Here is a 24,286-nt window from a genome sequence, read left to right on the forward strand (position 1 = left end):
CCAACAATGACCACGGACAATCTCCACGCCGCCGCTCGCGCCCTCACCGACGCGCGGGCCAGCCGAACGCCCATCGCCGCGCCCGCGGCACACTTTGGCCTCACCGGGCTGGACGATGCCTATCGCGTACAGTCGCTGGGCATCGACCTCGCGCTGGCCGGCGGCGAACGCCTGGCGGGCGCCAAGGCCGGACTGATCTCACCGGCGATGCAGGTGGCACTGAAGGTCGGCGAACCGGTTTACGGCCGGTTGCTCGCCGGCCTGCGCTGCCAGTCCGGCGCGTGCATCGCCCGCGAACGCCTGCTGCAACCGCGTATAGAGGCGGAACTGGCCCTGCTCATCGGCCGCGACCTGCCGCCGGGAGAGCTCGACCTGGCCACGTTCCGCGCCTGTATCGCCGGAGCGGTCGCGGCCATCGAGATCAACGACACCGCCGTGGCCAACTGGCAGATCGGCCTGCTCGACTCGGTCGCCGACAACCTCTGCGCGGGTCTCTACCTGACCGGCGATCAGCCGGTGGCGCTGGAAAAACTGGAAGATGCCGCTCTCGCTGTGCAACTGCTACGCAATGGCGCACCGGCCTTCCCGCCGACCCAGACGAGCCTCGGGGCGATGCTCGACATCGGCCTCTGGCTGGCGCAGCGCATGGCGCGCCTGGACGTGCCGCTGAAGTCCGGCGACGTCCTGCTGTGCGGGGCCCTGGCGCCGATGTCGCCAGTTGCACCAGGGGATGTAGTCGAGCTGGAGATCGACGGGCTGGGGCGCGTCGGCTGCAGCTTCGAACGATGAGCCGTTGATCGGGCCCGCTCGCGGCTCGCGGGCCCGGTTCCTAAAGATCCGCCCCGAACCGCCCCGCATGCTCGCGCAACATTCCCCGCAACAACTGCGCGGCCGGCGACAGATAGGCGCCCTCGCGCACTGCCAGGCCGATGGTCCGCGTCAGCGTGGTCTCGGCCAGCTGCACCTCGCGCAACTGGTCCATGCCGTGCCCGCCGGCCAGCGCCTCGCGGGCGATGAAACTGAGCAGGCGGGTACGGGCGATCAGGTTGGGCAGCATCGGGATCGCGTTGGTCTCGATCTGCACCTGCGGCATCGGCAGGTGGTGGGCCTGGAAGGTGGCGTCCATCCAGCGCCGCGAAGACACCCCCGTCGCCGGCAGTACCCAGCGGTAGCGACACAGGTCGGCCATGGCGACGGGTGCGTCGAAGATCGGATGGTCGCGGCTGGCAACCACTACCACCTGGTCCTGCAACAGCGGCTCGCTGCTCAGCTGCGGATCGTCGACGATCCGCGAGCAGATCGCCATGTCCAGCCGCCCGCTGCGCAGTGCCTCGCGCAGCACATCGTCCTGGCCCAGCACCAGGCTCATGGTGACGTCCGGCGCACGTGCGAGCAGATCCTCGGTCAGACGCGGCAACAGGTACTCGGCCATGGTCGCGGCGCAGCCGAGGCGGATATTGCCTACGACGCCGCTGGCAAAATCGCGCACCTCGCGGCGGGTTTCATCGATGTCCTGCCGCAGCTGCCGGGCACGCTGGAGCATCAGTTCACCGGCCGGCGTCAGACGGATGCGTCGGCCGTCGCGCTGGAACAATCGTGCACCGAGGGATTCCTCCAGGCGCTGGATGCTCTTGGTCAGTGCCGGTTGGCTACGCCCCAGGCGCTCGGCGGCACGGCCCAGGTGGCCGAGTTCGGCAATGGTTTCGAAGTAGACGAGATCGCGCAGGTCCATGGTCGCCAACTGATAAATTTCAGGAATGGATTCATGACTATTAGAAAATAGACTTGATCGATCCGGCTACCGATAATTTGCCCGTCTTCCCCGCCCGGAGCCGTCCGTGTCCAGTCGCCCTGCCCTGTCCGTCGCCCGCATTCCCGTCAGCCTGCAATGGTTGGCCCTGGCGCTCGGAGCCGCAGGCGCCGGGCAACTGCTGACCTGGCTCGGGATCCCCGCCGCGCTGTTCCTCGGCCCGATGCTGGTGGCCATCGCCTTCGGCGTCAGCGGCGCGGAAATTCGCCTGCCGCGCAGCGCCTTCCGCTTGAGCCAGGGCTGCATCGGCCTGCTGGTCGCCCACGCCATGAGCTGGTCGGTGCTGCAGGCGATGGTCGACTCCTGGCCGCTGATGCTCAGCGCTACCGTGCTCACCGTGCTGCTCTCCGCCACCGTCAGCTACGCCATGGTGCGCTTCGGCGGCATCCCCGGCAGCACCGCCGCCTGGGGCACCGCTCCGGGCGGTGCGGCGGCCATGGTGTCGATGGCCGAAGCCAACGGCGCCGACCCTCGCGTGGTCGCCACCATGCAGTACGTGCGGGTGGTCTGTGTGGTCATGGCCGGCGCCCTGGTCGGCCGCCTGCTGGGGATCGAAGGCGGCGGCTCGGCGGCGCACAGCACGCCGATCCTCGACACCGCCACCCTGCCCGACCTGATCAACTGCCTGCTGCTGATCTTCGTCTGCACCACGGCCGGCGCGAAGTTGCCGGCTGGCCCTCTGCTGGTGCCACTGGTGGCCGGCGCCGTGCTGCAACTGACCGGTGTACTGCAGATCACCTTGCCGCACTGGCTGCTGGCCACGGCCTACGGCGTCATCGGCTGCTACATCGGCCTGCGCTTCGACCGCGAGAGCCTGGCCTACGTCGGCCGCCACCTGCCGGCCATGATCGTCAGCGCACTGGGGCTGATCGCCAGCTGTGCGCTGTTTGCCTGGGCGCTGGCGGCCATCACCGGGATGGACTTCCTCTCCCTCTACCTCGCCACCAGCCCCGGTGGCCTGGACGCCATGGCGATCATCGCGGTGGACACCCACTCCGACGTCGGCCTGGTGCTGGCGATGCAGACGCTGCGGCTGTTCGTGGTGCTGTTCACCGGCGTCTGGGTGGCGCGCCAGGTCATTCGCCTGAGCCATGCCTGACCTGTGGGAATGAGCTTGTTCGCGACCCACCCAGCCATGAAGCTGCCGGCTCACGCTTTTCGCGAGCAAGCGCCAGGCGCCCCCGCTCCCACGGAAAAGCCGTCATCTGAGTATTGAACTCACCACCTCGCCGCCTCTAAGGTCGTCGCTCTTTGTCGAGCGAGACCGCCATGGATAGCCTTCGCCACCACCCCACCGCCTTCCACGTCACCCACTGGAGCGACGACCCGTTCAGCCGCGGCGCCTACAGCACCCTGCTGCCCGGCGGTACGCCGGAACATCGGCGCAGCCTCGGCGAAGTGCTGGACGGCAAGCTGGTGCTGGCGGGCGAGGCCTGCAATCCCATCGCCCCGGCCATGACCCATGGCGCCTGGAACGACGGCCTGCGCGCCGCCGAACTCGCCATCGAACGCGGTGCCCGACGGGTACTGGTGATCGGTGCGGGCTTCGCCGGGCTCGCTGCCGCCCGGCGTCTGCGGGATGCTGGAATCGACTGCGTGGTGCTGGAAGCCCGCGACCGCATCGGTGGCCGCGTCCACAGCATCACCCTGGGGCCGGTACGGGTCGACGAAGGTGCCGCCTGGCTGCAGCAATTCGATGACAACCCACTGGCCGCCCAAGCGCGGCACTTCGACCTGCCGTTGCGGGAAACCGATTTCGGCCAGCCCCTGGCCGCGGCGTCCGATGGCCCGGTGCCGGACATCGATGCAGCCTGGGAAGCCTTGCGCGCCGGGATCGACCGCCGCCTGCCGCTGGCGGAAGGTGTCACGCACTATCTTGAGAGTTGCGACGAGCCAACTCGCCGCGCCACCCGTTTCGCCCTGGACGCCAACCTGATCCTGGAAGCCTGCCTGCCGCTGGAGTCGCTGTCTGTCGATGCGCTGGACGAAGAAGGCGTCGGCGCCGGCGACCGCTTCCTCCCGCAGGGTTATTCACAGCTGGTCGAGCAGCTCGCCGCCGGGCTGGATATCCGCCTCAACCAGCCGGTGACCGCCGTCGACTGGTCTGGCGAGCAGGTACGTGTGGGCGCTGAAAGCGCCGATTTCTGCATCTGTACCGCCCCCATCGGCGTAGTTCCCGCCATCCGCTTCACCCCGCCCCTGCCGGCAGCGCAGCAGGATGCGCTCGACCACCTGGGCATGGGGCAACTTGAGAAAGTCGTGCTGCAATTCGACGAGCGCTGGTGGCCGGTTTCGCCGTCAGGCTACCTGCGCTGGTACGACACGCCGGCCAGCTTCGGCGAGTGGCTGGACCTCACCGACGCCGTAGGCACGCCGACCGTTGCCGGGCTGATCGCGGCGGATGCACTGGAGAGGGTGTTTGCCGGGCGTAGCGATGAAGAGATTGCACTCGCAGCCTGCGACGCTCTTCAGTCGTGGGCAGATGCCATTCGAAGCGCCGGTGCTGACCTGTAGGATGGGTGGAGCCTAGGCGATACCCATGCTGCTGGTGCCAGGATCGATGGGTATCGCTGCGCTCCACGCCATCTTACCAATACGTCAATGGCAGGCGTGGAGCCGGCCCGCAAATCCGTTACAACCCCTCCAGCGTCAGGTCGACCAGCCGCTCGACATACGCCACATCCAGCTCCTCGGCGGAAAACAGGATGCGGTACACCAGCGGCGCCATCAGCCGGTCGACGATGCGATCGACCTCGGGCAGGTTCTCGCCGCGCTCCCTGGCGCGCAACAGGATGATGTCGAACTGGCCACAGGCAATCGCCATGCAGCGCCCGGAGCAGCCGCCGCCGGCCGCCAGCAGGTCGAGCACCACCGCACGGCCGGGCACTGAAGCAGTCTCCTCCATGTACTGCTCGCCCCAGGCCAGCAGGTCGCCGCGCAGGCTGCCGGTATCCACCGGCTCGGCGTCGGGGCGGATGCGCTGCAGGGCGACGTCGCCCAAGAGTTCGTTGAGGTCGCCCCAGCGCCGGTAGATGGTCGAAGGCGTGACACCCGCGCGGGCGGCGATCATCGGCACCGTCAGTTCCGCGCGCTCACGCTCCTCCAGCAACTCCGCCACGGCCTTATGCACCGAGGCCTGTACCCGCGCGCTGCGGCCCCCCGGCCGAACACCCTGATTGATTGCCATAAGCACCTTAACGCAAAGAATTTGCTTTTATCCCGAAAGGGGTCCAGCATCTCGCAAAAGCAAAATCTTAGCCTTTGCGAGCAGAATCATGACACACCCACCCTCGAAAAGCGCGGCCGGCTTCTCACCCCGGGCCTCGGCGTGGCTGCTGACGGCCATCCTCATGGCCTTCCTCGCCGCCGCGGCCGCGCCCACGCCGCTGTATGCGCTGTACCGCGAATCCTGGCACTTTTCTCCGGCCCTGTTGACCCTGGTATTCAGCATCTACGCCGGCGGGTTGATGCTGGCACTGCTGGTGTTAGGCTCGCTGTCGGACTACCTCGGCCGCCGCCCGCTGATCCGTGCGGCGCTGATCATCGAGTTGCTGGCGATGAGTGTGTTCCTCTATGCCAATTCGGTGGAGCTGCTGATTGCCGCGCGCCTGCTGCAAGGTTTCGCCACCGGCATCGCCACCGCCGTGCTCGGCGCCGCGATGCTGGACATCGACCGCGAGCGCGGCCCACTGATCAACAGCGTGGCGCCCATGCTCGGCATGGCGTTGGGCGCCCTGGGCAGCAGCGCCCTGGTGCAGTTCGGCGGCGACCCGCTGCACCGCGTCTACGTCTGGCTGCTGGTGGTATTCGCGTTGGCGCTGATGCTGCTGCGCTGGTTGCCGGAAAGCGTCAGCCCGCAGCCCGGCGCCTGGGCCTCGCTGAAACCGCGCATCCGCGTTCCTCCGCAAGCGCGCCGGGCGTTCTGGAGCGTCGCCCCCCTGAACGCCAGCCTCTGGGCGCTGGGCGGTTTCTACCTGTCGCTGGGGCCGACCCTGGCGCGGCAGGTAACGGGCCTTCAGGTCCCGATGATCGGCGGCGCTCTGGTGTCACTGCTGTGCTTCTGCGGCGCCGTGGCGATCTTCGCCCTGCGCAACCAGCCGCCGCCGACGATCCTGCGCCGTGGCGGCCTGGCGCTGATCTTCGGCCTGCTGGTCACCCTGCTCGGCGTGGACAGCGCCAACCTCTGGCTGTTCTTCCTCGGCACCGCCGTCGCTGGCCTGGGTTTCGGCGGCGCCTTCCTCGGCGCATTGCGCTCGGTGGTGCCGCTGGCCCATGCCCACGAGCGTGGCGCGCTGATGGCAAGCTTCTACGTGCTGAGCTACCTGGCCTTCAGCGTGCCGGCGATTCTGGCCGGGCTGGCGATCCAGCGCTACGGCCTGGTCGCCACCACCAACGGCTATGCCAGCCTGCAGATCCTCGCGGCCTCGCTGGTCCTGCTGCTGTCCCTGCGGGCGACGGGCGTGCGGAAGGTCCGCGCTTGAGGCAACGCCCACTGCGGGATGGTTTTTTCCCTTCAGGACTTCCCTCTTCCTGACCCTGGCCGCACGCCCCTCTCCTTCGCAGTCATCACGCGCCCTGCCGCGCTGCCCAGCGGCGGTACTGTTTGGCGCGGCGCAGCGTGTGCCACTGCTCCATCACCAGGGTGCGCAAAGGCGAAGCCTGCGGATTGGGCGCGCGGCGGGCGCCGATACGCTTCAGCTGCAGCTTGACCAGCGCCATGTAGGCCAGCGCCGCCAGCGGTTTGGAGCGCCAGCGGATCGGTGGCAGCTGCGGCTGGGTCTGGCTGCCGCGCTGCCAGTGCAGCACCAGCTGCGGCTCCAGTGCCAGGGCGGTGCCGATGCCGACCATCTCCAACCCGCTGTCCAGCACCTGTTCCACCACCGGCAGGCGACGGATGCCGCCAGTCACCATCAGCGGCATGCGCGCAGCCTCGCGTATCTCACGGGCGAACTCGAGGAAGTAGGCTTCCCGCGCCAGGGTGCGGCCGTCGCGGGCCTCGCCCTGCATGGCCGGCGCCTCGTAGCTGCCGCCGGAGAGCTCGACCAGATCGACCTTTTCGTCATTCAGCCACTCGATCACCTGGCGCGCATCGCTGGCGTCGAAGCCGCCTCGCTGGAAATCCGCGGAATTGATCTTCACCCCGACGCAGAACGCCGGCGACACCTCGGCGCGCACCGCGCGAACGACCTCCAGCAACAGCCGTGCACGATTTTCCAGCGAGCCGCCCCAGCGGTCCTGGCGCTTGTTGGCCAGCGGCGAGAGGAACTGGCTGAGCAGGTAGCCGTGCGCCGCGTGGATCTGCACGCCGTTGAAGCCGGCCTGCTCGGCCAGCTTGGCGGCGCGGACGAAGCGCTGGATCACCTGGGCGATATCGCCTTCGGTCATCTCGCGGGCGACGGCGAACAGCTTGGAGAACTTGCCCATTTCCAGCGGCACCGCCGACGGCGCGATGGCGCCCTGGCCGAGGTTGGTCTGCACCTGGCGACCGGGGTGGTTGAGCTGCAGCCAGAACTGCGCGCCGCGGGAACGGCCGATACGCGCCCATTCGCGGAAGCGCTCGAGATGGCGGTCGTTTTCCAGCACCACCCCGCCGGGGCCGGTCATGGCACGGCCGTCGATCATCACGTTGCCGCTGAGGATCAGGCCGACGCCGCCGTCCGCCCAGGCTTGGTAAAGATGCAGCAATGCGGCCGAGGGCGCCTGGTCGGCGTCGGCCATGTTCTCTTCCATGGCGGCCTTGGCGATGCGGTTGGGAACTTCGCCGCCGTTGGGCAGGCGCAGGGGCTGGAACGGGGACATGAGGCGGCTCCGAGGTTGTGGTGCGAGCAAGGCTAAGTTTAAAGTTCACTTCAAGGTCAAGCCCCTTTCGGAGTCCAGCATGAAAATCGGTGAACTGGCCCGCCTCAGCGGTCTGGCGCCCTCGCGCATCCGTTTCTACGAAGCCAGCGGGCTGATCGCCCCGGCGCGCCGCCTGGCCAACGGCTACCGCGCGTACCCGCCGGAAACCCTCGACCTGCTGGAGATCATCCGCAGCGCCCAGCAGACCGGCTTCAGCCTGGAGGAAATCCGCAGCCTGCTGCCCCACTCCAATTCCATCGAGAACGGCCACGGCGAACTGGTCGCCGGCCTGCGCCGCAAGGTGGCGGAGATCGAGGCGATGGAGCAGCAGCTGCGGCAGAACCGTCTACGCCTGCTGGAGGTGATCGACGGCATCGAGAACAAGCCCGAGGGCATGGGCTGCGCCGCGAATGCCGAACGCATGCTGGCGGAGATGCGCGAGCGCAAGGCCAGACCTGTAGGAGCGGGCGATGCCCGTGATGGACGGACCAAGTCCGCTGCTTCAGCGAAGCGCCCTGCCCCCAGCGAATCCTGATTTCACGCTCCGGCCTGTCATGCGATCGCGGGCATCGCCCGCTCCTGCTCCGAGAATGCCGGCGAGCGTAGGAGCGGACTCCGTCCGCGATCGATTCCTGGCAGCGCCGGACTGACCGGTTGCACATCGCGGACGAAGTCCGTTCCTACGTCATTTCCACCCCTCGAGGCGCAAGGTCGCCCGCACCAGCCGCTGTTCTTCCTGCTCGATCTCCCGCAGGTTATCCCTCACGCCGTGGATATGCTCGCGGGCGGCGCGCTGCGCCTGCTCCGGCTGGCGTTCGCAGATGGCGCGGTACAGCCGCGCATGCTGGCGGTCGATCTGGCGCTTCTGCGGCGGGCGGTTGTAGAGGTTGTTCACCGAGGCGAACACGGTACTGAGCATCAGTTCGTTGAGCGACTGCAGCGTGTGCACCAGCACCGGGTTGTGCGAGGCCTCGCTGATCGCCTGATGGAAGGCGTGATCGCGCCGCGCATGCTCGCGCGGGTCCAGCGGCTGCGGTTGCTCGAAGGCGGCACGCATTTCCTCGAAGCGCCGGCCGATCAGCAGCAGGTCGACCTCGGTGGCGCGCAGCGCAGCCAGGCGCGCCGACTCTCCTTCCAGCAAAGCGCGAACTTCCAGCAGGTCGTAGAGCGTGCGCGGCTGCGAGCGGAACAGGTGCAGCAGCGGCGACACGTCCTCGGCGCCGGTCAGGTCGGCGACGAACGAACCGCGCCCCTGCTCGGTGTCGACGATGCCGCGCCCGCGCAGTGCCCGCAGTCCTTCTCGCAATGCCGAGCGCGAACAGCCGAGCTTCTCCACCAGCCGCCGCTCCGAGGGCAGCGCCTGGCCGACCTTGAGCACGCCGTCGACGATCAGTCGCTCGATCTTCTCGGCCACCTGGTCGGCGACGCGCTGCTTGCCTTGTGCATAAGTCGTCATTGGCGCTCTCCCGAACTGGTAGGACCAGCAGGCTCTCGCCTGCACAGCTGCCCAGAACCCTAGCTGTCAGGACAGGGCCTTTCCAGTGGACACCCGTACAAGAACTGGTAGGACCAGTGCCGGCGCCAGTGGACGCGGCCTGACCGGCAGTCGCATTTTCATGGAGCCGTGGCTCCACGCGACCGCCTGGCGGGCGCGAACCTTTGCTGTTATCGAACAAGAACAAGATCAGAGCACCGCCTGCCTATGAACATCCTCTACGACGAACGCGTCGATGGCGCGTTGCCTGCCGTCGACAAGTCCGCCCTGCTGGCCGAGCTGCGCGCGGCCCTGCCCGACCTCGAACTGCTGCATCGCGCCGAGGACCTCAAGCCCTACGAATGCGACGGCCTCTCCGCCTACCGCAGCGTGCCGATGCTGGTGGCGCTGCCCGAGCGCATCGAGCAGGTGCAGGCGCTGCTCAGGCTCTGCCATGCGCGCAAGGTGCCGGTGGTGGCCCGCGGCGCAGGCACCGGGCTCTCCGGCGGGGCGCTGCCGCTGGAGAAAGGCATCCTGCTGGTGATGGCGCGCTTCAACCGGATTCTCGAAGTGAACCCTCAGGGGCGCTTCGCCCGCGTGCAGCCCGGTGTGCGCAACCTGGCGATCTCCCAGGCCGCCGCGCCACACGGCCTGTATTACGCGCCGGATCCGTCCTCGCAGATCGCCTGCTCCATCGGCGGCAACGTCGCCGAGAACGCCGGCGGTGTGCATTGCCTCAAATACGGCCTGACCGTGCACAACCTGCTCAAGGTGGACATCCTCACCGTCGAGGGCGAGCACCTCACGCTGGGCAGCGACGCCCTGGACAGCCCCGGACTCGACCTGCTGGCGCTGTTCACCGGCTCCGAGGGCATGCTCGGCATCGTCACCGAAGTCACCGTCAAGCTGCTGCCCCGCCCGCAGGTGGCGCGGGTGCTGCTGGCCAGTTTCGATTCGGTGGAAAAGGCCGGCCGCGCGGTGGCCGACATCATCGCCGCCGGCATCATCCCCGGCGGGCTGGAGATGATGGACAACCTGTCGATCCGCGCCGCCGAGGACTTCATCCACGCAGGCTACCCGGTGGACGCGGCGGCCATCCTGCTGTGCGAACTGGACGGCGTGGAAGCCGATGTCCAGGACGACTGCGAACGCGTCGACGGCGTGCTGCGCGCGGCTGGCGCCACCGACGTGCGCCTGGCCTGCGACGAAGCCGAGCGCGTGCGCTTCTGGGCCGGGCGCAAGAACGCCTTTCCGGCGGTGGGGCGCATCTCGCCGGACTACTACTGCATGGACGGCACCATCCCGCGCCGCGAGCTGCCGCGCGTGCTGCACGGCATCGCCGAGCTGTCGGAGGAATTCGGCCTGCGCGTGGCCAACGTGTTCCATGCCGGCGACGGCAACATGCACCCGCTGATCCTCTTCGACGCCAACGTGCCCGGCGAGCTGGAACGCGCCGAAGCCATCGGCGGCAGGATCCTCGAACTCTGCGTGGCGGTGGGCGGCAGCATCACCGGCGAGCATGGCGTGGGCCGCGAGAAGATCAACCAGATGTGCGCGCAGTTCAACAGCGACGAACTGACCCTGTTCCACGCGGTGAAGGCGGCCTTCGACCCGGACCGCCTGCTCAACCCCGGCAAGAACATCCCGACCCTGCACCGCTGCGCCGAATTCGGCGCGATGCATGTGCACCACGGCCGGTTGCCCTTCCCCGACCTGGAGCGTTTCTGATGGCCGACGCCAGCGCCGACCTGCTCGAACAGGTGAACCATTCGCTCAGCGCACGAACGCCGCTGCGCATTCGCGGTGGCGACAGCAAGGCCTTCCTGGGTCGCCCGGTGAACGGCGTGGAACTGGACACGCGCCCGCACAGCGGCATCGTCAGCTACGACCCGACCGAACTGGTGCTCACCGCCCGCGCCGGTACACCGCTGGCAGAGATCGAAGCGGCGCTGGAGGCGGCCGGACAGATGCTGCCGTGCGAGCCACCCCATCATTCGGGCGCAACATTCGGCGGTGTGGTCGCTGCCGGGCTATCCGGTCCGCGCCGGCCCTGGTCCGGCTCGGTGCGCGACTACGTGCTGGGCACGCGGCTGATCACCGGCCACGGCAAGCTGCTGCGCTTCGGCGGCGAGGTGATGAAGAACGTCGCCGGCTACGACCTGTCGCGTCTGCTGGCAGGCAGTTTCGGCTGCCTGGGGGTGATCACCGAAGTCTCGATGAAGGTGCTGCCCAAACCGCGGATGTGCGCCAGCCTGCGCCTGGAAATGGGCGTGCATCAGGCGCTGGGAGAACTGGCCGAATGGGGCGCGCAGCCGATCCCGATCACCGCCGCGTGCCATGACGGCACCGCGCTGCACCTGCGCCTGGAAGGAGGCGAAGGCTCGGTGTGTTCGGCGCGCTTGCGCCTGGGTGGCGAGGAGATCGACAGCGCCTACTGGCAGGACCTGCGCGAACAGCGCCTGGCCTTCTTCGCCGGCACCGGCACGCTGTGGCGGTTGTCGCTGCCCAACGCGTCGCCCGCGCTGGCCCTGCCGGGCGAACAGCTGATCGACTGGGGCGGCGCGCAGCGTTGGCTGAAGTCCGACGCGGACGCCGAACTGGTTCGCCACAGCGTCGCCGAGGTCGGCGGCCACGCGCTGCGCTACACGCCGGGCGAGGACGGCTTCCACCCGCTGCCCGCCGCGCTGCTGCGCTACCACCAGAGTCTCAAGCGGCAGCTCGACCCGCAGGGCATCTTCAACCCCGGCCGGATGTACAGGGAGCTCTGATGCAAACCAACCTGAGCGAGCAGGCCAAGCTCCTGCCACGCGCCGAGGAAGCCGAGCGCATCCTGCGCTCCTGCGTGCATTGCGGCTTCTGCACCGCCACCTGCCCCACCTACCAGTTGCTGGGCGATGAACTGGACGGCCCGCGCGGGCGCATCTACCTGATCAAGCAGGTGCTCGAAGGCGCCGAGCCCAGCGCCAGCACCCGCGAGCACCTGGACCGCTGCCTGAGCTGCCGCAACTGCGAGAGTACCTGCCCCTCCGGCGTGGATTACCACAACCTGCTGGACATCGGCCGCGCGGTAGTCGAACAGCAAGTGCCGCGTACGTTCAGCGAGCGAATGTTGCGCCGTGGCCTGCGTGCCGTGGTGCCGAATGCCGCGCTGTTCGGCGCACTGGCCAAGGCCGGGCGCAGTTTCTACCCGCTGCTGCCGGCGAACCTGCAGAGCAAGCTGCCGCGCCATCCGCATCCGCCCGTGGAACGTCCGAAGCCACGTCACACGCGGCGCATGCTGATACTCGAAGGCTGCGTGCAGCCGGCCCTCTCCCCCAACACCAACGCCGCGGCCGCGCGGGTGCTGGATCGCCTCGGTATCAGCCTGATCCCGGCCGCGGACGCCGGCTGCTGCGGCGCTGTGGACTATCACCTGAATGCCCAGGAGCAAGGTCTTGAGCGCGCACGCCGGAACATCGACGCCTGGTGGCCGTCCATCGAAGCCGGCGCTGAAGCCATAGTGCAGACGGCCAGCGGCTGCGGTGCCTTCGTCCGCGACTACGGCCATCTGCTGGAGCGCGATGCGCAGTACGCAGCCAAGGCCCGGCGGGTCAGCGAGCTGTCCCGCGACCTGTCCGAAGTGTTGCGCGACGAGCCGCTGGAGGAGCTGCACCTTCACGGCGACCGGCGCCTGGCCTTCCACTGCCCGTGCACGCTGCAGCACGCGCTGAAGCTCGGCGGTGCGGTCGAAGGCGTGCTCACTCGCCTGGGCTTCAGCCTCACCGCGGTACCGGACAGCCACCTGTGCTGCGGCTCCGCCGGGACCTACTCGCTGACCCAGCCGGAGCTGTCCCGGCGCCTGCGCGACAATCGCCTGAAGGCGCTGGAGAGCGGCGCCCCGGAAGTCATAGTCACCGCCAACATAGGCTGCCAGACGCACCTGGGCGGCGCGGGGCGCACGCCGGTGCGGCACTGGATCGAACTGGTGGAACAGGCATTGGCCGACGCCCCACAAAACTCCCAAGGCGAGGTGGAAACATGCTCAGCAAAGCCGTTCTGACCCAGCAGGAAGTCGGCCGCATCCTCGCCGCCGCGCGCACCGAAGCCCAGCGCAATCGCTGGGCAGTCTCCATCGTGGTGGTCGATGATGGCGGCCATCCACTGGCCCTGGAGCGCCTCGACGGCTGCGCACCGGCCAGCGCCTACATCGCCACCGAGAAGGCCCGCAGCGCAGCACTGGGCCGGCGCGAAACCAAGGGCTACGAGGAGATGGTCAACGGCGGCCGCACGGCTTTCGTCACGGCGCCACTGATCACCTCGCTCGAAGGCGGCGTGCCGGTCGTGCTGGACGGTCAGGTGATCGGCGCGGTGGGCGTTTCCGGTGTGAAGGCCGGCGAGGATGCGCAGGTCGCCAGCGCCGGAGTGGCAGCGCTATGAAAAAGATCATGCGGCCCTGGCGACTGGTGGCCGGCGGCCGAGTCATGGTCGCCACCGGCCTCGAGCGAGCCTGTGGCGACACCCCGAAAAGCTTGCCCGCACCCGCTTTCAGAAGCCCCGCTACGCGCCGCGTTGCGGGGCTTTTTCAATGCCTGCCGGCCCGCGCGCCGCCCAGGCATGCGCCTCCTGAAGGCGTTACCCACCGCTGACGTTTTGCCTTTGACAACAACAAGGGACAATCCCCATGCAAACCTGGCAGCAGCTCTATACCCCCCTGGGCAGCCTCGGCCTGTCGGCCCTGGCGGCCCTGGTACCGATCATCTTCTTCTTCCTCGCCCTGGCGGTGTTCCGCCTCAAGGGCCACGTCGCCGGCGCCATCACCCTGGTGCTGTCGCTGCTGATCGCCGTGACGGTCTACCACATGCCGGTGGACAAGGCGCTGGCTTCGGCGGTCTACGGCTTCTTCTACGGGCTCTGGCCGATCGCCTGGATCATCGTCGCGGCAGTATTCCTCTACAAGCTGACGGTGAAGAGCGGCCAGTTCGAGATCATCCGCAGCTCGGTGCTGTCGATCACCGTCGACCAGCGCCTGCAGGTGGTGTTGATCGGTTTCTCCTTCGGCGCCTTCCTCGAGGGTGCGGCAGGCTTCGGCGCGCCGGTGGCGATCACCGCGGCGCTGCTGGTCGGGCTGGGTTTCAACCCGCTGTACGCGGCGGGGCTGTGCCTGATCGCCAACACCGCGCCGGTGGCCTTCGGCGCGCTGGGCATCCCGATCATAGTCGCCGGGCAGGTATCGGGGGTGGACGCGTTCAAGATCGGCGCCATGGCCGGGCGACAACTGCCGATCCTGTCGGTGATCGTGCCCTTCTGGCTGGTGGCGATGATGGACGGCTGGCGCGGAGTGCGCGAAACTTGGCCGGCGCTGCTGGTGGCCGGCGGCACCTTCGCGATCAGCCAGTTCCTCACCTCCAACTTCATCGGCCCGGAGCTGCCGGACATCACCTCGGCGCTGCTGAGCATGGTCTGCCTGACGCTGTTCCTGCGCGTATGGCAGCCGGCGAACGTGCGTGAGACGGAGTTCTCCAGCATCAACGCCGATGGCACTGCGACGCTGGGCAGCGTCGGTGGGGGTGGCGGTGGCGGGCAGCGCCGGGAATCGCAGTACAGCTTCGCGCAGATCTTCAAGGCCTGGTCGCCCTTCCTGATTCTCACCGTGCTGGTGACGATCTGGACGATGAAGCCGTTCAAGGCAATGTTCCTGCCCGGCGGTGCGCTGGAAAGCTGGGTGGCGGTAATCCCGGTGCCCTACCTCGATCAGTTGGTACTCAAGGCTGCACCCATCGTCGCCAACGCGACGCCCATGCCGGCGATCTACAAGTTCGACCTGGTGTCGGCCAGTGGCACGGCGATCTTCCTCGCGGCGCTGATCTCCATGGCCATCCTGCGCATCGGCGTGAAGAGCGGCGCTGCAACCTTCGGCGAAACGCTGAAGGAGCTGAAGTGGCCGGTGCTGACCATTGGCATGGTGCTGGCCTTCGCCTTCGTCACCAACTACTCGGGGATGTCCACGACGCTGGCGCTGGTGCTGGCGGGCACCGGCGCGGCCTTCCCATTCTTCTCGCCCTTCCTTGGCTGGCTGGGAGTATTCCTGACCGGATCGGACACCTCGTCCAACGCGCTGTTCGGCTCCTTGCAGGCGACCACCGCACACCAGCTCGGAGTCAGCGATACGCTGCTGGTGGCGGCCAACACCACCGGCGGGGTGACCGGCAAGATGATCTCGCCGCAGTCCATCGCCGTGGCCTGCGCGGCCACCGGGATGGTCGGACGCGAGTCGGACCTGTTCCGCTTCACGGTCAAGCACAGCCTGATCTTCGCCGCGTTCATCGGGCTGATCACCCTGGCGCAGGCCTATGTGTTCACCGGGATGCTGGTGCACTGACGCACGGCGATGCAGCTCCTGCTAGCGCAAGAACTCCTCTCCCTGACCCTCTCCCTGAAGGGAGAGGGGACTGGTTCGGTGACTCGGATGAACGCAGGGTGTCAGCCGATAACACCCAATTTTCAGCACCCGCCCATGCTTGAGGAGACTCGGAAACTCCCTCTCCCTTCAGGGAGAGGGAATCGCCCGAGCACCAGTATCCAGCCAAATCAACGGATCAGAAATCCACCTTCCCCCGCCCCGCCTTGATCGCCCCACGCTTGCTCTTGCCCTCCAGCCGGCGCGTCTTCGAACCCAGCGTCGGCTTGGTCGGGCGGCGCTTCTTCTCCACCTTCGCCACGCTGCGGATCAGCTCCGCCAGGCGGTTCAGCGCATCCTCGCGGTTCTGTTCCTGGGTGCGGTACTGCTGCGCCTTGATCACCACCACACCGTCACTGGTGATGCGCTGATCGCTCAGCGCCAGCAGGCGTTCCTTGTAGAACTCCGGCAGCGATGAGGCGCGCACGTCGAAGCGCAGGTGCATCGCGCTGGACACCTTGTTGACGTTCTGCCCGCCAGCGCCCTGGGCACGGATGGCGTTCAGCTCGATCTCGGCATCGGGGATCTGCACGGAGTTGGAAATCTGCAGCATGGTGAAGATTCATGGAGGAAATGATCATCAGGATACCCTGCACCACCGCACCTGTCCCAAGCCATCTAGTTCGCGCCGGCGCGTCCGTTCCTGACTTTCACGTCAATTTTTGTATACGAATTTGTGTACAAGTTTTTCTTGCAATGTCATCAATTCACCATTAGAACCCAGCCTTGTCACCGACCGCAGTTCACCCTGCGGGACGCCGGCCCCGAAGCCCCCAGAACCAAAAAAACAAGAACAGAGGTGCAGCATGGTTTCTTCCGCGACGACGGCCCTTGGCGCCGCCCGCCCCCAACCGCGTTCCAGCCGCCGCCTGAGCACCGGCCGCCGGTTCGCCCTCGGTACCGCGCTGGTGCTCGCCCCGCTGGGGATGGCGCAGGCCGACGACGATCGCTTCTTCGAGTGGACCAGCAACACGCTGGGCTTCCGCTACGGCAAGGGCTTCACCAACCCGAACAACCCGCACGACATCAGCAAGCGCATCTTCAGCTTCAGCCATGCCGACGGTTACCGCTACGGCAGCAACTTCTTCCACCTCGACGTGCTGCAGTCCGACAGCGATGACCCGCGCAAGGGCACCGACAGCGGCAGCAGCGAGGTCTACGGAGTATTCCGCAGCCAGCTGTACGCCTCGCGGGTGTTCGACCTGCCGCAGGGCAAGGGACTGGTGAAGGACCACGCCTTCACCTTCGGCTTCGACGCCAGCCGCAACAACAACCTCGGTTCGGCGAAGAAACGCGCGCTGGTGTTCGGCCCCACCCTCAAGTTCAACGGCCCCGGCGTACTGGACCTCTCGCTGTTCTACTACCGCGAGAAGAATCACTCCGGCATCCCCAACGTGAAGCATCCGGACCACACCTTCGACGCCACCTACATGGTCAACCTGACCTGGCTGCGGCCCTTCCAGCTGGGCGACCACGGAGCGAAGTTCCAGGGCTTCCTGAACTACACCGGGGAAAAGGGCGAGGACTACAACGACAACGACACCGCTCCGGAAACGCTGATCCGCACCTCGCTGATGTTCGCCACCCTGCCGGGCACCAAGCGCCAGCCGAACCTGTGGCTGGGCGTGGGCTACGAGTACTGGCACAACAAGTTCGGCGTGGACGGTGGACGCGGTACGCGTACCTCGACGCCGACGGTGAATCTGGAGTTCACCTTCTGAGCGAGGGTTCAACGGAGGATGGGGGAGCTTGCGATACCCATCGCCGATACCACGCAGTTGGTGATGGGTATCGCTGCGCTCCACGCCATCCTACGGGTGCTCCCGGCATCGACGCGGATTTGCATACCCATGAAAAAGCCCGGCATCTGCCGGGCTTTTTCATGGGGGCGCCTCAAGAAGAATCAGCTCTCCTTGCAGGCCACGCCGTCGGCGGGTTCGCCGCCTTTCCAATCCTTGTACAGGGTCGCGTCTTCGCCCTTGGTCCACCAGATGTACTGGCCGGCAGCGTATTTAGCGCCGGAGGCGGAGATGACGTTGGCGAAGACCAGGGTCGAGGCGTCGGTCACCGGCACCACGGCCAGGCTGTTGTCGCCCTTGTTCAGGTACTGCACGCTGATCTTGCGGCCGTCCTCGCACTTGTACGAGACGCTGCGCGAATCCAGCTTGGCGTCACCGGGCAGGACCAGCGCATCGACCTGGGGGGCTTTCTGCTCTTCGCCACCGCAGGCGGCGAGGAGGACCGGCACGGCCGCGGCAAGCAGCCAAAGTGCTTTTTTCATGAGTATCCCTCTGACGAAAAATGGCCCGGTCACTCTAGGAAAGGTCGGGCCGCACGGTCAATCTCGGGCGGCCCGTCTCAAAGTCGGGCGCCTCAGTCCGCCAACGCCGTCCGCACTTCGCTACGCACCTCGCCCTGGCGCTTGAGGCGATAGCAGCCGTACATCACCAGCAGCCAGACGGGAATCGCGTAGACCGACACCTGGATGCCCGGGGTGAGCAGCATGACGCCGAGGATGAACACCACGAAGCCCAGGCACAGCCAGTTGGCCGTCGGATAAGCCACGGCGCGGAAGGCGGTGCGCTTGCCGTCGGCGTCCATGCGTGCACGGAACTTCAGGTGCGCCAGGCTGATCATCGCCCAGTTGATCACCAGCGCGGCCACCACCAGGGACATCAACAGCTCCAGGGCGCGGGCGGGCACCAGGTAGTTCACCAGCACGGCAAGGAAGGTCACCGCCGCCGAGACCATCAGTGAACGCACCGGCACACCACGGCTGTCCACCTTGGCCAGCGCGCGCGGCGCATCGCCCTGCTCCGCCAGGCCGACCAGCATGCGGCCGTTGCAGTAGGTGCCACTGTTGTAGACCGACAGCGCTGCCGTGAGCACCACGAAGTTGAGGACGTGGGCCGCGGTGCTGTTGCCGATCATCGAGAAGATCTGCACGAACGGGCTGCCGCTGTAGGAGTCGCCGGACGCACTGAGGGTCTGCAGCAGGCTGTCCCACGGCGTCAGCGAAAGCAGCACGGTGAGCGCGCCGATGTAGAAGATCAAAATGCGGTAGATGACCTGATTGATCGCCTTGGGGATCACCGTTTTCGGCTGGTCGGCCTCGGCGGCGGTGAAGCCGAGCATCTCCAGCCCGCCGAAGGAAAACATGATGATCGCCATGGCCATCACCAGCCCGCTGATGCCGTTGGGGAAGAAGCCGCCGTGGGCCCACAGGTTGCTCACCGCCGCCTGCTCGCCGCCGGTGCCGCTGGCCAGCAGGTAGCAGCCCAGGGCGATCATGCCGACGATGGCGGCGACCTTGATGATGGCGAACCAGAACTCCGCCTCGCCGAAGGCCTTCACGTTGAACAGGTTGATCGCGTTGACCACGAGGAAGAACAGCGCGGCGGTGGCCCAGGTCGGCACCTCCGGCCACCAGTAGTGGATGTACTTGCCCACCGCCGTGAGCTCCGACATGCCCACCAGGATGTACAGCACCCAGCAGTTCCACCCCGAGAGGAAGCCGGCAAAGCCGCCCCAGTACTTGTGCGCGAAGTGGCTGAAGGAGCCGGCGACGGGCTCTTCTACGATCATCTCGCCGAGCTGGCGCATGATCAGGAAGGCGATGAAGCCGGCGATGGCGTAGCCGAGGATCATCGAGGGCCCGGCGGACTTGAGCACCCCGGCCGAACCGAGGAACAGCCCGGTACCGATGGCGCCGCCCAGGGCGATCAGCTGGATATGGCGATTCTTCAGGCCGCGCTGGAGCTGGCCTGCGTGTTGAGTTTCACGCGTCATGCGTCACCTGTTGTTTTTATCTGTGACGGGAATCGGCCGCCCGGCTCGTGGCTGGGCGGTGCGGGCAAGGCAAGGCTAAAGAGCGGTGGAACGAGCAGGCTGATCTGATGGATTACTGGGCGTCGGGCTGCACCTCCGGGGCGGCCTGCTGGAAGGCTTCGAGGGCCTCGCAGCGCGCGGCGATGGCGAGCAGGCGTGGACAATCGGAGAGGTCGCAATCGAAGCGACGTGCGTTGTACAGCTGGGGAATCAGGCAGGCCTCGAAGTAACCGGGGCGCTCACCAAGGGACAGCGGGCCGGTCCAGTTGGCGACGCCCTCTTCCACCGCCCGCAGGCCGGTCTCGACCCAATGGCGAATCCAGGCATTCTTCGTCTCGTCCGCCACACCCAGCGGGCCGCTGAGGTACTGCAGCACGCGCAGGTTGTTCAGCGGGTGGATGTCGCAGGCGATATGCAGGGACAACGCGCGGACCTGGGCACGCTGCAGCGGATCGCGCGGCAGCAGGCCGGGTTGCGGATGGGTTTCATCGAGGTACTCGAGGATCGCCAGGGACTGGGCAATGCGCACATCACCCTCCACCAGCAACGGCACCAGCTCCTGCGGGTTGAGCGCCTTGTAGTCGGCGGCGTGCTGCTGGCCGCCGTCCTTCACCAGGTGCACCGGCACCTGGCGATAGGCCAGGCCCTTCAGGCCCAGCGCGATGCGCACGCGGTACGCGGCGCTGGAGCGCCAGTAGGAATACAGGGTGAGCATGGCGGTTCTCCGCAGGCGGCCACGCTATGCGCGCGGTCGCCCGGCAAGCGAGTTACTGGTCGGAGATCACGCCACGGCGAATCTGGTCTTCCTCGATGGATTCGAACAGGGCCTTGAAGTTGCCCTCGCCGAAGCCCTGGTTGCCCTTGCGCTGGATGATTTCGAAGAAGATCGGGCCGATCACCGTGTTGGTGAAGATCTGCAGCAGGATGCCGTCGTCGCCCGGCGCGCCGTCGATGAGGATGTTCAGTTCGCGCAGCTGCTCCAGCGGCTCGCCGTGACCGGCGACGCGGGTGTCGACCTTGGCGTAGTAGGTGTCCGGGGTGCTCATGAAGTCCACGCCATTGGCGCGCAGCTGGCGCACGGTGGCGTAGATGTCGTCGGTGGTGAGGGCGATGTGCTGGATGCCTTCGCCGTGGTATTCGCGGATGAATTCCTCGATCTGCGACTTGTCGTCCGCCGACTCGTTGATCGGGATGCGGATCTTGCCGCAGGGCGCAGTCATGGCGCGGGACAGCAGCCCGGTGAGCTTGCCTTCGATGTCGAAGTAGCGGATCTCGCGGAAGTTGGCGATGCGCTCGTAGAAGCCGGACCAGACATCCATCTGGCCGCGCTTGACGTTGTGGGTCAGGTGGTCGATGCACAGCAGGCCGACGGCATTGTCATTGGCGCTGCGGCCCTCGATGAACTCGAAGTCGACGTCATAGATGCTCTTGTCGCCATAGCGGTCGACGAGATACAGCAGCGAGCCGCCGATGCCTTCGACGCAGGGGATGTTCAGCTCGCCGAAGTTGGCGTGGCTGCCCACCAGCTTGGCGCCCTGGGATTCGACGTAGGCGGCGGCCTGGGCGGCGTTCTTCACCCGGAAGGCCATGGCACAGGCGCTCGGGCCGTGCTTCTTGGCGAACTCGTGTACGTGGCCGGTGGGGCTGCCGTTGAGCACGATGTTGATGTCGTTCTGCTGGAACAGGAAGACTTCCTTGGAGCGGTGCTTGGCAGTCTCGGTGAAGCCCATGCCGGTGAACAGCTGGCGCAGTTGCTCGATGCCCTGGGCGTCGGGGGCGGTGAATTCGACGAACTCGAAGCCGTCGGTGCCGATGGGGTTGTGTTGCTCGATCTTGGTCACGGCGTTCATCCGGCCTCCTCGTTGTCGTTATCGGCTGGCTCGGCGCGGGGCCGTCCAGGCGTCTGGAATGCCTTCATCTCATCTGTCGCGCAGCTCTGGAACAAGACGGGTGCCGCCGTTTTGCGGCCTGTCTGCGAGGTTGGCCCGGCAAGAAATCGTTACGAGAGCCAAAGCTCCGTGCGGCATGCCGCCGCACCGTAAAGATTTCGTGACAAGGCGGTGCGCCAGCCTGCCAGCGCGAGTGCCGCGCTCTCGTCAGAGGGCCGTGCGGCGGCTACCATGCGGCCCATCTCCCTGCCCGAATCGACTGTCGCCCGTACCATGGCCCGCGCCGCTCCCCCCGATTTCGCCGCCACCCCGGCCTCCCTGCGCGCCCTGGCCCGCAGCTACCCGCGCGGCCTGCACATCGAGCCGCACTCCCACGACTGGGGGCAGGTGCTCTACGCCATGTCCGGGGTGATGTGGCTGGAGACGCCTTCCGAAGCCTTGCTGGTGCCGCCCAATCGCGCCGTCTGGCTGCCGCCGCAGGTGCCCCATGGCATCCGTGTGGTCAGCGAACTGCAGATGCGCAACATCTACCTGCGGCCGGGGACGGCGGACACGCTCGGTGAGCAAGTGCAGGCGTTCGAAGTGGGCGGGCTGCTGCGCGAGCTGATCGTCAAGCTGGTGGAGCACGAGCGAGAACCGGACACCGAGTATTACCAGGCGCTGTCGCAACTGGCCGTGCTGGAGCTGCAACGCGCCCGCAGCCTGCTGTTGCGCGTGCCGTTGCCGGACGACTCCGACCGCCGCCTGCTGAACCTGTGCCTGGCGGTGATGGCCGAGCCGAGCCAGGAGATTTCCTTCGAGCAGCACGCCGCCGACGCCGGCGCCAGCGTGCGCACCCTCGCCCGCCTGTTCCAGCGCAGCCTGGGCATGGGCTTCGCACAATGGCGGCGGCAGGTGCAACTGGCTACGGCGGTGGCGCAACTCAACGAGGGCTTCGCGGTGAGCCAGATCGCCCATGGGCTGGGGTATCAGCCGGGAAGTTTCAGCGAGATGTTCCGCCGTGAGCTGGGCGTGACGCCTTCGGAATACTGCGTCCGGTAGGCCGGGCCTTTCTTAGGAGCGAGCTTGCTCGCGAACGGCATTGCACCGTGCCTTGCGGGTTCGCGAGCAAGCTCGCTCCTACAGGAAAAGCGTGCTCCACGCTCCGGCTCCGGCTCCGGCTCCGGCTTCTAGAAGACTTCCAGAGAAACATCCAGGCGCTCCCGAATGCCCCGTTCAGAAGGCCTCGTTGAATTGGAGTTTCAGGGGTTGAGCGACATGGATGTCGCGAGAGCTGCGATGGGCCAGGGATGGCCCTCCGCAGCGTGCCCCTGAAACTTCGATTCAACGAGGGGATTTTTCGCCTAAGCGAAAAACCGGATGTCCGGGGCAAGACCTTTGCCTTCTTTGGGTCGTTTGCCAAAGAAGGTCGCCCGAGGGGGCGAAACACTGAATTTGCGCGCAAGCCGTCGCGGCGCTGAAAACCTCAAGCCAACGCAGGACCGTAGGCCGCATTACCCGGAACGGGTTATGCGCTGATTACCTCGCAGCGGATAACGCTGGCGCGTTATGCACCCTACGATCGGGCCTCAGCCTTCTCGGGGGCCGGCACGCTCCTCCAATACCCTGTCCATCATCTGTCCGATATTCCGAAGCCAATGACCGGCGGCGCCAAGACGCGGCTCCTAGACTGGCTCCATTCCCGCCAGCCGCCGGAACCATCCACGGAGGACACCATGAGTTACCTGATCTCCCTGGCCATCGGCATCGCCGTCGGCCTCGCCTACCACTTCCTCGACTTCCGCTCGCCAGCGCCGCCCCTGGTGGCGCTGGTCGGCCTGCTGGGCATGCAGATCGGCGAGAACGCCCTGCCGCTGCTGACTCGCTGGTTCCACTGATTTCCTCATCTACCACTGATTGCCAAGGACCCGAACATGAAAGCCCTGCAATTCGACCGCACCGGCGACCTCGCCGCCCTGAGCTTCACCGACATCGCCGACCCGCTGCCCGCCACCGATGAAGTACTGGTGGAAGTCCACGCCGCCGGCCTGAACCCCAGCGACGTGAAGAACGTCCTCGGACGCTTCCCCTACACCACCCTGCCACGTGTGCCGGGCCGCGACTTCGCCGGCACCGTGGTAAAAGGCCCGGCCGAACTGCTGGGCAAATCCGTCTGGGGCACCGGCAAGGCCCTGGGCTTCACCCGCAACGGCAGCCACGCCCAGCTGATGAGCGTGCCGGTCGGCGGTGTGGCGCTGATGCCCGAGCGCATGAGTTTCGCCCAGGCTGCCAGCTGCGGCGTACCCTTCACCACCGCCTGGGACGCGCTGGAGCGCAGCCAGGTCGGTGCCGGTACCCGCCTGCTGGTGATCGGTTCCGGCGCTGTCGGCGCGGCGGCCATTTCCCTGGCCAAGGCCCGTGGCGCGCAGGTGCTGGGCGCGGTGCGTCGTGCCGAGTCGCAGGTGGAACTGCAGGCCCAAAGCGTACCGAGCATTCTGCTGGGCTCGGCGGACACCCTGGCGGCGCAGGTGGAAGAGCACTTCGCCGGTGGCGCCGAGGTGATCTTCGACACCACCGGTTTCTGGCTGCCCGCAGCCGTCTCCGCCCTGGCGACCTTCGGCCGCATCGCCATCATCGCCGCACCGGTGGATGGCCACGTGCAACTGCCGGCCCTGGCGCTGTATCGCCGCGGCGGCTCGGTGGTGGGAGTGAACTCGCTGCTGTACGACACGGTCGCCTGCGCGGCGATGCTCCGCCAGTTCGGCCAGTGGTTCGACGACGGCCGGCTGCCGCTGCCCACCGGCCTGCACGAAGTGCCACTGAGCGAAGGCGTGCAGCGTTATCACGAGATCAACGAAGGCAGCAGCGAGAAGATCATTCTCGTGCCGTGAGGATGGTATTGAAGTTGCCGGAGAACCCCGCTCCCCCGCCCTCTCCCTGTAAGGGAGAGGGCGTCATCCGAGCAGGCCAGCGAAGGCGTCACCATCCTGTATACACTGCGCGAGTTTCCGGCGAGCGCCAAGACCCAAAAC

General features: G+C 67.0%; 23 protein-coding genes. 14 read left to right on the forward strand and 9 right to left on the reverse strand.

Annotated elements, in window-relative coordinates; genetic code table 11:
* The first annotated feature begins 6 nt into the window (after nucleotides 1–6).
* Nucleotides 7–789, forward strand: a complete 783-nt coding sequence (locus tag MJ122_RS01765) for a fumarylacetoacetate hydrolase family protein (RefSeq protein WP_239741961.1) — start codon at nucleotides 7–9, stop codon at nucleotides 787–789.
* Between the two features lie 40 nt (nucleotides 790–829).
* Here the strand turns inward: MJ122_RS01765 and MJ122_RS01770 are convergent, their stop codons facing one another.
* A complete protein-coding gene (locus MJ122_RS01770; RefSeq protein WP_239741963.1) occupies nucleotides 830–1,732 on the reverse strand; it encodes a LysR family transcriptional regulator in 903 nt (300 codons plus the stop codon).
* Nucleotides 1,733–1,838: 106 nt separating this feature from the next.
* Here MJ122_RS01770 and MJ122_RS01775 point away from each other — a divergent pair, with 106 nt between their 5' ends.
* Nucleotides 1,839–2,909 carry an AbrB family transcriptional regulator gene (locus MJ122_RS01775; RefSeq protein ID WP_239741965.1) on the forward strand — a complete coding sequence of 357 codons (1,071 nt, stop codon included), beginning with the start codon at nucleotides 1,839–1,841 and terminating at the stop codon, nucleotides 2,907–2,909.
* A 170-nt stretch (nucleotides 2,910–3,079) separates the two neighbouring features.
* Entirely contained in the window at nucleotides 3,080–4,324 is a 1,245-nt protein-coding gene (locus MJ122_RS01780; protein WP_239741967.1) for an FAD-dependent oxidoreductase, read from the forward strand.
* Nucleotides 4,325–4,442: 118 nt separating this feature from the next.
* Here MJ122_RS01780 and MJ122_RS01785 read toward each other — a convergent pair whose 3' ends face one another.
* Nucleotides 4,443–4,997: a TetR/AcrR family transcriptional regulator gene (locus tag MJ122_RS01785; protein ID WP_239741969.1), complete on the reverse strand. Its 555-nt coding sequence runs from the start codon at nucleotides 4,995–4,997 to the stop codon at nucleotides 4,443–4,445.
* An 88-nt stretch (nucleotides 4,998–5,085) separates the two neighbouring features.
* Between MJ122_RS01785 and MJ122_RS01790 the strand changes: the two genes are divergently transcribed.
* Nucleotides 5,086–6,291 (forward strand): MFS transporter, encoded by a 1,206-nt coding sequence (locus MJ122_RS01790; RefSeq protein ID WP_239741970.1) that lies wholly within the window; start codon nucleotides 5,086–5,088, stop codon nucleotides 6,289–6,291.
* A gap of 85 nt (nucleotides 6,292–6,376) precedes the next feature.
* On the opposite strand, the gene MJ122_RS01795 is transcribed toward MJ122_RS01790, so the two are convergent.
* Nucleotides 6,377–7,609 (reverse strand): NADH:flavin oxidoreductase/NADH oxidase family protein, encoded by a 1,233-nt coding sequence (locus MJ122_RS01795; protein WP_239741972.1) that lies wholly within the window; start codon nucleotides 7,607–7,609, stop codon nucleotides 6,377–6,379.
* Between the two features lie 79 nt (nucleotides 7,610–7,688).
* On the opposite strand from MJ122_RS01795, the gene MJ122_RS01800 reads away from it, so the two are divergent.
* On the forward strand, nucleotides 7,689–8,183 hold the full coding sequence (locus MJ122_RS01800; RefSeq protein WP_239741974.1) for a MerR family transcriptional regulator: 495 nt from the start codon (nucleotides 7,689–7,691) through the stop codon (nucleotides 8,181–8,183).
* Nucleotides 8,184–8,333: 150 nt separating this feature from the next.
* Here the strand turns inward: MJ122_RS01800 and glcC are convergent, their stop codons facing one another.
* A complete protein-coding gene (gene glcC / locus MJ122_RS01805) occupies nucleotides 8,334–9,104 on the reverse strand; it encodes a transcriptional regulator GlcC (RefSeq protein ID WP_239741976.1) in 771 nt (256 codons plus the stop codon).
* A gap of 246 nt (nucleotides 9,105–9,350) precedes the next feature.
* Between glcC and glcD the strand changes: the two genes are divergently transcribed.
* From glcD to MJ122_RS01830, 5 genes are all read left to right on the forward strand, one after another.
* Nucleotides 9,351–10,850, forward strand: a complete 1,500-nt coding sequence (gene glcD, locus MJ122_RS01810; protein ID WP_239741978.1) for a glycolate oxidase subunit GlcD — start codon at nucleotides 9,351–9,353, stop codon at nucleotides 10,848–10,850.
* Entirely contained in the window at nucleotides 10,850–11,890 is a 1,041-nt protein-coding gene (gene glcE, locus MJ122_RS01815; RefSeq protein ID WP_239741980.1) for a glycolate oxidase subunit GlcE, read from the forward strand. Before glcD ends, glcE begins: the two co-directional genes overlap by 1 nt.
* The gene (gene glcF / locus MJ122_RS01820; RefSeq protein ID WP_239741981.1) at nucleotides 11,890–13,161 is read left to right on the forward strand and encodes a glycolate oxidase subunit GlcF; all 1,272 of its coding nucleotides are present in this window, start codon (nucleotides 11,890–11,892) and stop codon (nucleotides 13,159–13,161) included. Before glcE ends, glcF begins: the two co-directional genes overlap by 1 nt.
* A complete protein-coding gene (locus MJ122_RS01825) occupies nucleotides 13,140–13,538 on the forward strand; it encodes a heme-binding protein (protein ID WP_239741983.1) in 399 nt (132 codons plus the stop codon). Before glcF ends, MJ122_RS01825 begins: the two co-directional genes overlap by 22 nt.
* A 244-nt stretch (nucleotides 13,539–13,782) precedes the next feature.
* The gene (locus tag MJ122_RS01830) at nucleotides 13,783–15,480 is read left to right on the forward strand and encodes a lactate permease LctP family transporter (protein ID WP_239741985.1); all 1,698 of its coding nucleotides are present in this window, start codon (nucleotides 13,783–13,785) and stop codon (nucleotides 15,478–15,480) included.
* A gap of 217 nt (nucleotides 15,481–15,697) precedes the next feature.
* Here the strand turns inward: MJ122_RS01830 and arfB are convergent, their stop codons facing one another.
* The gene (arfB, locus tag MJ122_RS01835) at nucleotides 15,698–16,111 is read right to left on the reverse strand and encodes an alternative ribosome rescue aminoacyl-tRNA hydrolase ArfB (protein ID WP_239741987.1); all 414 of its coding nucleotides are present in this window, start codon (nucleotides 16,109–16,111) and stop codon (nucleotides 15,698–15,700) included.
* 373 nt (nucleotides 16,112–16,484) lie between these two features.
* On the opposite strand from arfB, the gene MJ122_RS01840 reads away from it, so the two are divergent.
* Complete coding sequence (locus MJ122_RS01840) at nucleotides 16,485–17,279, forward strand: nucleoside-binding protein (RefSeq protein WP_239742786.1); 795 nt, start codon at nucleotides 16,485–16,487, stop codon at nucleotides 17,277–17,279.
* A 182-nt stretch (nucleotides 17,280–17,461) separates the two neighbouring features.
* On the opposite strand, the gene MJ122_RS01845 is transcribed toward MJ122_RS01840, so the two are convergent.
* The 4 genes from MJ122_RS01845 to hppD form a co-directional block, all read right to left on the reverse strand.
* On the reverse strand, nucleotides 17,462–17,839 hold the full coding sequence (locus MJ122_RS01845; protein ID WP_088416671.1) for an MliC family protein: 378 nt from the start codon (nucleotides 17,837–17,839) through the stop codon (nucleotides 17,462–17,464).
* Nucleotides 17,840–17,931: 92 nt separating this feature from the next.
* Nucleotides 17,932–19,347, reverse strand: coding sequence for an amino acid permease (locus MJ122_RS01850; protein WP_239741989.1), 1,416 nt, complete (start codon nucleotides 19,345–19,347; stop codon nucleotides 17,932–17,934).
* A gap of 112 nt (nucleotides 19,348–19,459) precedes the next feature.
* Nucleotides 19,460–20,101, reverse strand: a complete 642-nt coding sequence (gene maiA / locus MJ122_RS01855) for a maleylacetoacetate isomerase (RefSeq protein WP_239741991.1) — start codon at nucleotides 20,099–20,101, stop codon at nucleotides 19,460–19,462.
* A 52-nt stretch (nucleotides 20,102–20,153) separates the two neighbouring features.
* On the reverse strand, nucleotides 20,154–21,236 hold the full coding sequence (gene hppD / locus MJ122_RS01860; RefSeq protein WP_017517669.1) for a 4-hydroxyphenylpyruvate dioxygenase: 1,083 nt from the start codon (nucleotides 21,234–21,236) through the stop codon (nucleotides 20,154–20,156).
* Between the two features lie 312 nt (nucleotides 21,237–21,548).
* Between hppD and MJ122_RS01865 the strand changes: the two genes are divergently transcribed.
* From MJ122_RS01865 to MJ122_RS01875, 3 genes are all read left to right on the forward strand, one after another.
* Nucleotides 21,549–22,316 carry a helix-turn-helix transcriptional regulator gene (locus MJ122_RS01865; RefSeq protein WP_239742788.1) on the forward strand — a complete coding sequence of 256 codons (768 nt, stop codon included), beginning with the start codon at nucleotides 21,549–21,551 and terminating at the stop codon, nucleotides 22,314–22,316.
* Between the two features lie 674 nt (nucleotides 22,317–22,990).
* Nucleotides 22,991–23,152 carry a DUF1427 family protein gene (locus tag MJ122_RS01870; protein ID WP_081754002.1) on the forward strand — a complete coding sequence of 54 codons (162 nt, stop codon included), beginning with the start codon at nucleotides 22,991–22,993 and terminating at the stop codon, nucleotides 23,150–23,152.
* 36 nt (nucleotides 23,153–23,188) lie between these two features.
* Complete coding sequence (locus MJ122_RS01875; RefSeq protein WP_088416666.1) at nucleotides 23,189–24,145, forward strand: zinc-binding alcohol dehydrogenase family protein; 957 nt, start codon at nucleotides 23,189–23,191, stop codon at nucleotides 24,143–24,145.
* The last annotated feature ends 141 nt before the right edge of the window (nucleotides 24,146–24,286 follow it).

Origin of the sequence: Pseudomonas sp. DP-17, from assembly GCF_022380625.1 — a bacterium.
Taxonomy (GTDB): Bacteria; Pseudomonadota; Gammaproteobacteria; order Pseudomonadales; family Pseudomonadaceae; genus Pseudomonas; species Pseudomonas nitroreducens_A.